The sequence below is a fragment of the Halomonas sp. BC1 genome (assembly GCF_002078135.1).
Classification (GTDB): Bacteria; Pseudomonadota; Gammaproteobacteria; order Pseudomonadales; family Halomonadaceae; genus Vreelandella; species Vreelandella stevensii.
Map to the genome: position 1 here is coordinate 216,737 of NZ_LFGS01000019.1, position 7,191 is coordinate 223,927.

At 60.1% G+C, this 7,191-nt stretch carries 9 protein-coding genes and 1 pseudogene; 8 read left to right on the forward strand and 2 right to left on the reverse strand.

Annotated features, from left to right (window positions below):
- The 8 genes and pseudogenes from B7L72_RS15060 to brnA form a co-directional block, all read left to right on the forward strand.
- A pseudogene (locus B7L72_RS15060) lies at positions 1-336 on the forward strand (MBL fold metallo-hydrolase); the annotation flags it as partial.
- Between the two features lie 137 nt (positions 337-473).
- Positions 474-1,097 carry a PAS domain-containing protein gene (locus B7L72_RS15065; protein ID WP_303245525.1) on the forward strand — a complete coding sequence of 208 codons (624 nt, stop codon included), beginning with the start codon at positions 474-476 and terminating at the stop codon, positions 1,095-1,097.
- 46 nt (positions 1,098-1,143) lie between these two features.
- Positions 1,144-2,085 (forward strand): cation diffusion facilitator family transporter, encoded by a 942-nt coding sequence (locus tag B7L72_RS15070; RefSeq protein WP_081195305.1) that lies wholly within the window; start codon positions 1,144-1,146, stop codon positions 2,083-2,085.
- Positions 2,086-2,148: 63 nt separating this feature from the next.
- Complete coding sequence (locus tag B7L72_RS15075; protein WP_081195307.1) at positions 2,149-2,802, forward strand: DsbA family oxidoreductase; 654 nt, start codon at positions 2,149-2,151, stop codon at positions 2,800-2,802.
- A 147-nt stretch (positions 2,803-2,949) separates the two neighbouring features.
- Complete coding sequence (locus B7L72_RS15080; protein ID WP_254893828.1) at positions 2,950-3,441, forward strand: hypothetical protein; 492 nt, start codon at positions 2,950-2,952, stop codon at positions 3,439-3,441.
- Positions 3,442-3,530: 89 nt separating this feature from the next.
- Positions 3,531-4,232 carry an aspartate/glutamate racemase family protein gene (locus B7L72_RS15085; RefSeq protein WP_058578260.1) on the forward strand — a complete coding sequence of 234 codons (702 nt, stop codon included), beginning with the start codon at positions 3,531-3,533 and terminating at the stop codon, positions 4,230-4,232.
- A 75-nt stretch (positions 4,233-4,307) separates the two neighbouring features.
- Positions 4,308-4,571: a BrnT family toxin gene (locus B7L72_RS15090; RefSeq protein WP_058578261.1), complete on the forward strand. Its 264-nt coding sequence runs from the start codon at positions 4,308-4,310 to the stop codon at positions 4,569-4,571.
- Complete coding sequence (gene brnA / locus B7L72_RS15095) at positions 4,561-4,830, forward strand: type II toxin-antitoxin system BrnA family antitoxin (protein WP_058578262.1); 270 nt, start codon at positions 4,561-4,563, stop codon at positions 4,828-4,830. The genes B7L72_RS15090 and brnA overlap by 11 nt, the downstream gene beginning before the upstream one ends.
- Positions 4,831-4,862: 32 nt before the next feature.
- On the opposite strand, the gene B7L72_RS15100 is transcribed toward brnA, so the two are convergent.
- Positions 4,863-6,059, reverse strand: a complete 1,197-nt coding sequence (locus B7L72_RS15100) for an E22 family MetX-like putative esterase (protein ID WP_081195309.1) — start codon at positions 6,057-6,059, stop codon at positions 4,863-4,865.
- A gap of 76 nt (positions 6,060-6,135) precedes the next feature.
- Positions 6,136-7,191: FAD-dependent monooxygenase (locus B7L72_RS15105; RefSeq protein ID WP_081195311.1), on the reverse strand; the 1,056-nt coding region annotated here is incomplete at its 5' end.

Below are 7,191 nucleotides of genomic sequence, written 5' to 3' on the forward strand. Positions count from 1 at the left end.
CCCGAGCTGTTGGCGCAAGCCTGTGCCGGGGCGCAGGTGCTGGTGCATGAAGCCACTTACACCGAAGCAATGGCCGAGAAAGCCGGTGAGGTAGGGCATAGCTACGGCAGGCAGGTGGCGGCGTTTGCCGAGCAGGTCGGCTTGCCCCACCTGGTGCTGACCCACTTCAGCCCCCGCTACCCGCTCATTTCCCATACCGTGCCTTCCATCGAGGATATCCAACGCGAGGCGCAAAGCGTTTACTCAGGCGCGCTCTTCCTGGCGCAGGACTTTAGCGAGTACCACCTGGATAAAGCGGGCCATGTCAGCGAGCAAACCCGCGAGCCGCCTTGTTAATCGTTGCTTGCAAGTGAGTTTGGCGTTGGACTTGGCGGGGCGGTCTCGGCATAATGCTGTGCAGATACGTACGACTTAAGTCGCCGGTGAACAGGCGGGCGTACCCTAGCATTCCACTTTGAAAGGCCATGACCAGCATGTCTGAGCAAGACACTATTTATGAAAGCATTGCGTCGCGCATGAATGGGTTTCTGTACCGCTGCCGCAACGATGAGCACTACACCATGCTGAACCTGAGTGGCAGGGTTCAGGAACTGACCGGCTATGCCATCGACGATTTGATCGACAACCGCCTGCAATCCTACGTGGCGTTGATCTACGCTGAGGATGCGCCGGGATTGGATCAGGCCATCGAGCGCGCCATCGCCGCTGACAAGAACTGGCAAGCCGATTATCGGGTGCGCTGTAAAGATGGCCGCCTGCGCTGGGTGAGCGAGTACGGCGGTGCCGTGAAAGATGAGGAGGGCAACGTCATCTACCTGGAAGGGGTGGTCACCGACATCCAGCAGCGGCGGCAAAGCGAGGAGCAGCTGAGTGCCATCAGCCGAGACATTGCCACCGAAACCGAGAAAATTGCCCATTCACTGAAGATGCTGCAACTGCTCAGCATCAACGCGGGGATCGAGGCAGGGCGGGCAGGCGAGGCTGGCAAAGGCTTCGCGGTGGTTGCCGAACACGTGCGCCGCCTGGCGGATGACACCAGCAGCTCGGCAAAAGTGATTACGGGATTGATGAAGCAATTGAGAGAGCTGCAGGGTTGAGAGAACGGAAGGATGAGCGGATTTTCGCACTGAAAGGGATACCGTCATGCGTAGTTTCGATCTGAGCGACGAGAGCGGTGTACTGAGAACGTCTATCGCCGTCACGCTGGTGATTGCGGGGCTGGGCATCGGCTTTGGCCTGATGTCCGGGTCGTTTTCGATCATGTTCGACGGCATCTATGCCCTGGTGGATGCCAGCATGAGCCTGCTCTCGTTGCTGGTGGTGAACCTGATTACCTCGTTCGTGTCGTCGAAAGGGCTGTCGCGCAAGCTGAGGGAGCGCTTTTCCGTGGGCTTCTGGCACCTGGAGCCCATGGTGCTGGGGGTCAACGGCACGCTGCTGATTGGCGTGGCGGTGTATGCCCTGATCAACGCCATCAGAAGCCTGCTGGAAGGCGGGCGCGAGCTGGAGTTTGGCTGGGCAATCGTTTATGCGGTGATTACCCTGGTGGCGTGTGTTGCCACCGCTATCGTGGAGGCTCGCGCCAATCGCCGTATCGGCTCTGACTTCGTGCGCCTAGACGTGCGGGGCTGGATCATGTCGGCAGGCATCACGGCGGCGCTGCTGGTGGCGTTCTCGCTGGGCTATCTGGTGCAGGGCACGTCGTGGGAGTGGGTGTCGCCCTACATCGACCCGGCGGTGCTGGCGGTGGTGTGCGTCATCATCATTCCGCTGCCGGTTTCTACCGTGCGCCGCGCGCTGGCGGATATCTTCCTGGTCACCCCGAGCGCATTGAAGCAGCATGTGGATCAGGTGGCACAGGCCTTCGTGCAACAGCACGGGTTTACCACCTACCGCGCCTATATTGCGCGAGTGGGTCGCTCCAGGGAAATCGAGCTCTATTTTATCGTCCCCGCCGATGCGCCCCCGCGCACCATTGGCGAATGGGATGCCCTTCGTAACGAAGTCAGTGACTTGCTGGGCGACGAAGGGCCGCACCGTTGGCTGACGGTCGTGTTTACCGGAGACCTGGAGTGGGCGGACTGAGGCAGTGGCATGGCCACCACTGCCGGATGCTACCCTGATGAATGCCCCCAAAGGAGACACCCCATGCAAAAGGTAAGAATCGATCTGGTATCCGATGTGGCCTGCCCGTGGTGTGCGATTGGCTATCGGCGCCTGGAGCAGGCGTTGGAGGTGCTCGCTGGCGAGATCGAGGTCGAGCTGGTCTGGCAGCCCTTCGAACTGAACCGGGACATGCCGCCCGAGGGCGAGCCGATTCTGGAGCACCTGTGCCGCAAGTACGGCAAGGATGCGGCCACCATGGTACAGTCCCAGCGCGAGATCATGGCCGCCGCCGAAGCGCTTGGCCTGAATTTCCGTGGTGCGCTGGAGCGCCGAGCGAACAACACCTTCGCCGCGCACCGTGTGCTGGCCTGGGCCGGCACGCAGCACCAGGAAACGGCGCTGCAACTGGCGCTGTTCGAGGCCTACTTCGGCGAGGCGAGAAATCCCGCCGACCCCTTGGTGCTTCGCGAAAAAGCCATGGAGGTGGGGCTGGATGGCGACACCGCCGAGGCCATCGCCCGTTCTGACCAATACGCCGAAGAAGTGCGTGAAGCCGAGCAGCGCTTCATGGACATGGGCGTCAGTGCCGTGCCGGGCTTCATTCTCGATGGACGCTACCTGATTTCCGGCGCCCAGCCCACCGATGTGCTGGTCGATGCGCTGCGTCAGGTGGCCGAGGAAAACGCCAGCGGCTAATGTGTGGGAAGCGCTGCCTGAAGTATGTGGCATCGGAATCTTGTGGACGACGAAGGTCTGCGCCGCTGGCTGACCGTCGTGTTTACCGGAGATCTGGAGTAGCCAGGTTGAGCTTTCACAACCAACAATGCAACGAGTAAGGGAGTCATGATGCCAAGGATGCAAATGCGCCCGCTGATGGCCAGCTTGTTGGCGCTCTTGGGGCTATGGATGGCGCTACGTCCATTACCGGATGCCGCCGTTTCTCTGTCGATCGCTCTGGCTGGTCAAGAGGACATTTCTTCAAGCGTATTGATGGCTCAATTTGTGCATTTTTTTAGCAATACTCTGATCGGACTGAGCCTTATTCTGTGGCGTGAGGCATTAAGCCGATGGCTGGTGCCGCAAGGGTCAGGTGTATTGGTAAGCCCCCGAGCCTGCATGGCGGTGGGGACAGTGCTCATGGGTATTTATTTTATCGCTGCTGGCACGGTGCTGTTGGGGGAGTTTCTCGCGCAACAGCGGCCAAACGCTAGCGCTTACTTATTAGGGCGTGGGGGGACCTCCGTGGTCGTGGGAGCCGTTTTGCTTTTAAGCTCAGCGGGGGGCAGCCGGTTATGGGCGCTACTGTTAAAACTGCGAAGTGCTGGATGGCGGTAAGCATGTGAGCCTCTGATAGAGTCCGAAGCCTTGTCTGCTGCCTTCGCAATACACTCTCTTTCTTGTAACCAAAAGGTGGAAGTGCATCCATGAAAACCATCGGCTTGATCGGCGGCATGAGCTGGGAGTCCACCCAAACCTACTACCGCCTCGTCAACCAGCATGTGCGCATGGCGCTGGGTGGGCTGCACTCTGCCAGGGTGGTGCTGTACAGCGTGGATTTTGCCGACATCGAGGCGCTGCAGCATCAGGGCAACTGGGAGGCGACTGCCGAGATATTGGCAGCGGCGGGCAGCGCGGTGGAGGCCGCGGGGGCCGATTGTCTGGTGCTGTGTACCAACACCATGCACAAGGTTGCCGAGCCGCTGGAAGCGGCGGTCTCCATTCCGCTATTGCATATCGCCGATGCCACGGCCCGGGTGCTGCAACGCCAGGGCATTGCCTGCGTAGGTTTGCTGGGCACCCGGTTCACCATGGAGCAGGCGTTTTATATCGAGCGTTTGCAGCGCCACGGTATCGAGGTGGTGGTGCCTACCGAACCACAGCGCGAGCGTGTGCACACGGTGATCTACCAGGAGCTGTGCCTGGGTGTGGTGAAAGCAGAGGCCAAAGCCGACTACCTGGAGATCATCGAGGCGCTTGCCGAGCGCGGCGCGCAGGGGGTGATTCTAGGCTGCACCGAAATCGGCCTGCTGGTTCAACAGGCCGACACTCCCGTGCCGCTCTTCGATACGACCGAGATCCATGCAGAGCAGGCGGTGCAGTGGGCGCTGGGGCATGGTTTTGTATAAAGCCTGCTGCAGTAACGGCGTTGCTTTCGGCTTTAGAATCTTGTTGAGTGAGTAAAAAAGGAATAATTTATACTCATGAACGAGTTCGAGTTTGACGTCAACAAAAGTCAGGCCAACCTGACAAAGCACGGTATTGATTTTGAAGCGGCACAAGCGCTGTGGAAGGATCCATATCTGCTAGAAATTCGCGCAAAATCCGAGGGCGAACCAAGGTTTTTACTAATCGGTATGATCAGTGAAAAACATTGGTCGGCAGTCGTCACCTACCGAGAAGAGCGTATTCGGCTGATTTCTGTTAGACGCTCCCGCAAGAAGGAGGTAGACATCTATGAAAGCTAAAGAGTTCGATAAAAAATTCGATGAAAATCAAGATGATGTTCTCGATGATCTAGACTTTTCCACTGCTCGACGGGTGAATCAGGAGCAAAAGCGGATTAACGTAGATTTTCCTGCATGGGTAGTGGAGTCACTAGACCGTGAGGCTGCGAGAATGGGTGTTACCCGCCAGTCGATTATCAAGGTTTGGTTAGTGGAGCGTCTGCAAGCTGAAGCGGCTCATAAACCTCATGGCCATAACTCAGTAGGGGGACCTCACTAGCGCTGGCCTCTTGGAGGCCAGCGCTCCACCGCTTACTCCAAAAACGCCCGCAGCGTATCGCTGGCTTGCTCGATGGCCACCACGCCATCCAGGTGACCTCGGTTGCCTTCCAGCGTTTCTAGCGTCACCTCAGTGCCGTCGGCTTCGATCAGCTCGGCGGTGCGGCGTACGCCCTCGGGGGCGAAGACCAAGTCGTTCTCGCTATACAGCATCAATGTGGGGGCTTCGATGGCGGCCAGCCCCGCTTCCAGCGAGTCACCGTAGCCAGCCATGAAGGTCTGGTTGGCGCGCACCAGGTAGAGCAGGTGGTTGGCATCGGAAAGCGCCGCACGGGCGGCGGCGATGTCATCCAGGGTTTGTTCGATGGCATAGCGGGCGGTGATGTCCTGGGCGGGGTCGCGCGCGTCGTCGGCCCAATCGCGGTTGAACGCTTCGTTGGCCCACTGCCAGTGGTTGGCATTGAGCGTCACCAGCTTCAGCGCCTCTTTGAGCCCGTCGGTGGGCGGTTCGCCGTCGTAATAGTCGCCTTCGTTCCAGCGGGCATCCAGGCGAATCGGCGCGGCCCAGGCGCTGAGCGTGGCCAGCAGCCACGGGTCGGCCACACCCCCACCAATCACGGGAATCAACCGCTCGACCCGCTCAGGGTAAGCGCTGGCCCACTCGATGGCCTGCAAGGCACCCATGGAAGCGCCCATGACTGCATGCAGTGATTCAATGCCCTGGCTTTCCAGCAGGACGCGCTGCACCTCGACAAAATCACGGATGGTCACGACGGGAAAATCCATGCCCCAGGGCTCGCCGGTATCGGGGTTAAGGGTGGCAGGCCCCGTGGTGATCACGTTCGGGTCGTTCGCCCCCAAATTGACCAGCGTATCGGATGAGATGACGTAGTACTGATCGGTATCCAGTGGCTTGCCAGGGCCAATGATGGCATCCCAGTAGCCGGTAGCCTCACCCTCGGCCTCGTAACGGCCTGCGGCGTGGCTGGTGCCCGAGAAGAAGTGAGTAATCAGAATGGCGTTATCGCGTGCCTCGTTCAGCTCGCCGTAGGCTTCCCAGCCCACCGCCACGTTGGGAATCGTCTCGCCGCCCTGGGTGGTAAAGCTCTCGATCTCGAACCGCTGCTTCTCGACCACGCCATCCCAGGCCCATAAGGGCGTGGCTAGCAACAGGCCAATGCTGGTGAACGAGGCGGCCGTTACTAGCGCGAATGGTTGCTTGCGTCGCATGCGCTTTCCTTATTTGAGGGTTATTGTGATTGTTTTAGGGCTGCTTTCCGCAGCCACTCCCTCAGCATAGTCAGCTTTAGCCCACCTTGAACGGATTCAACCCATTGGCCTGCTGCATCATCATGCGTTTGGCAAACGGCACTCGCTCGGCGAGGTGCAGGCTGAGATCACCCAGTTGGCGGAGCGGCTTGGCCCCGGTGAAGAGGTGGTGGAAGCTATCGGTGGCGGCGATCATTGCCTGGTTGGCCAGACGCCGGTGGCACTCGAAACGGTGCAGGCTGATGTGGTCGCCAGGGTCACGGCCTTTGATGATCAGCTCGGCCAGGGTGTCGGCGTCGTGCAGGCCGATGTTCAAGCCTTGACCTGCCAGCGGGTGCACCACGTGGGCGGCGTCGCCGATCAGCGCGAGCCGTTTGCCGATGTAGCGTTTGGCGTGCTGGCGCTTGATGGGGAAACTGGCCCGTGCCACCACCCGGGTCAATTTGCCCAGCCGTTTGGGGAAGGTGGTTTCTATGGCGTGTTGCAGGGCGTCGTTGGAAAGCTGTTCACGGGCCTTGGTGGCCTCATCGCTGTCGTACCACACCAACGAGGCGCGGTGGCCGGGCAGCGGCAGCATGGCCAGCGGGCCTGTGGGGGTAAAGTACTGCCAGCTGACATCCTGCTGGGGCAGCTCGGTCTCGACGTTGATGATCATCGCCCGCTGGTGGTAGTCGTAGCTGCTGGTGGAGATGCCTGCCAGCTCACGCAGGGTTGAACGTGCGCCATCTGCGGCCACCATCAACCGGGCGCTGAGGGTCTTGCCGTTGTCCAGCTCCAGCAGCCGATGGGTGCTGGCGGCCAGCGTACTCACCGGGGCACACTGGGTGTAGCAAGTGACGCTGGGAAGCTGCTCCAGGCGCTGCCAAAGGGCGTACTGCAGGGCGCGGTTTTCGATGAAAATACCGAAATCGTTCATGCCGCTGTCGTGGGCCGAGAACAGCGAGTGACCGCTGCCATCCAGGTTGGAGACATCGATGTGCCGGAACGGGCAGCAGCGCTCTCCCGGCAGCACCGCACCGCTGGCTTTCACGAACGCCAGCGAGCGGGCGTTGAGTGATGAAATACGCAGGTCGTAATCGCCGCTGGGGGGCGT

What these genes read in the sequence shown, in the direction of transcription:
- B7L72_RS15065 (WP_303245525.1), top strand. Translation starts at nt 474, where the DNA reads ATGTCTGAGCAAGACACTATTTATGAAAGCATTGCGTCGCGCATGAAT.
- B7L72_RS15070 (WP_081195305.1), top strand. Translation starts at nt 1,144, where the DNA reads ATGCGTAGTTTCGATCTGAGCGACGAGAGCGGTGTACTGAGAACGTCT.
- B7L72_RS15075 (WP_081195307.1), top strand. Translation starts at nt 2,149, where the DNA reads ATGCAAAAGGTAAGAATCGATCTGGTATCCGATGTGGCCTGCCCGTGG.
- B7L72_RS15080 (WP_254893828.1), top strand. Translation starts at nt 2,950, where the DNA reads ATGATGCCAAGGATGCAAATGCGCCCGCTGATGGCCAGCTTGTTGGCG.
- B7L72_RS15085 (WP_058578260.1), top strand. Translation starts at nt 3,531, where the DNA reads ATGAAAACCATCGGCTTGATCGGCGGCATGAGCTGGGAGTCCACCCAA.
- B7L72_RS15090 (WP_058578261.1), top strand. Translation starts at nt 4,308, where the DNA reads ATGAACGAGTTCGAGTTTGACGTCAACAAAAGTCAGGCCAACCTGACA.
- brnA (WP_058578262.1), top strand. Translation starts at nt 4,561, where the DNA reads ATGAAAGCTAAAGAGTTCGATAAAAAATTCGATGAAAATCAAGATGAT.
- B7L72_RS15100 (WP_081195309.1), bottom strand. Translation starts at nt 6,059, where the DNA reads ATGCGACGCAAGCAACCATTCGCGCTAGTAACGGCCGCCTCGTTCACC.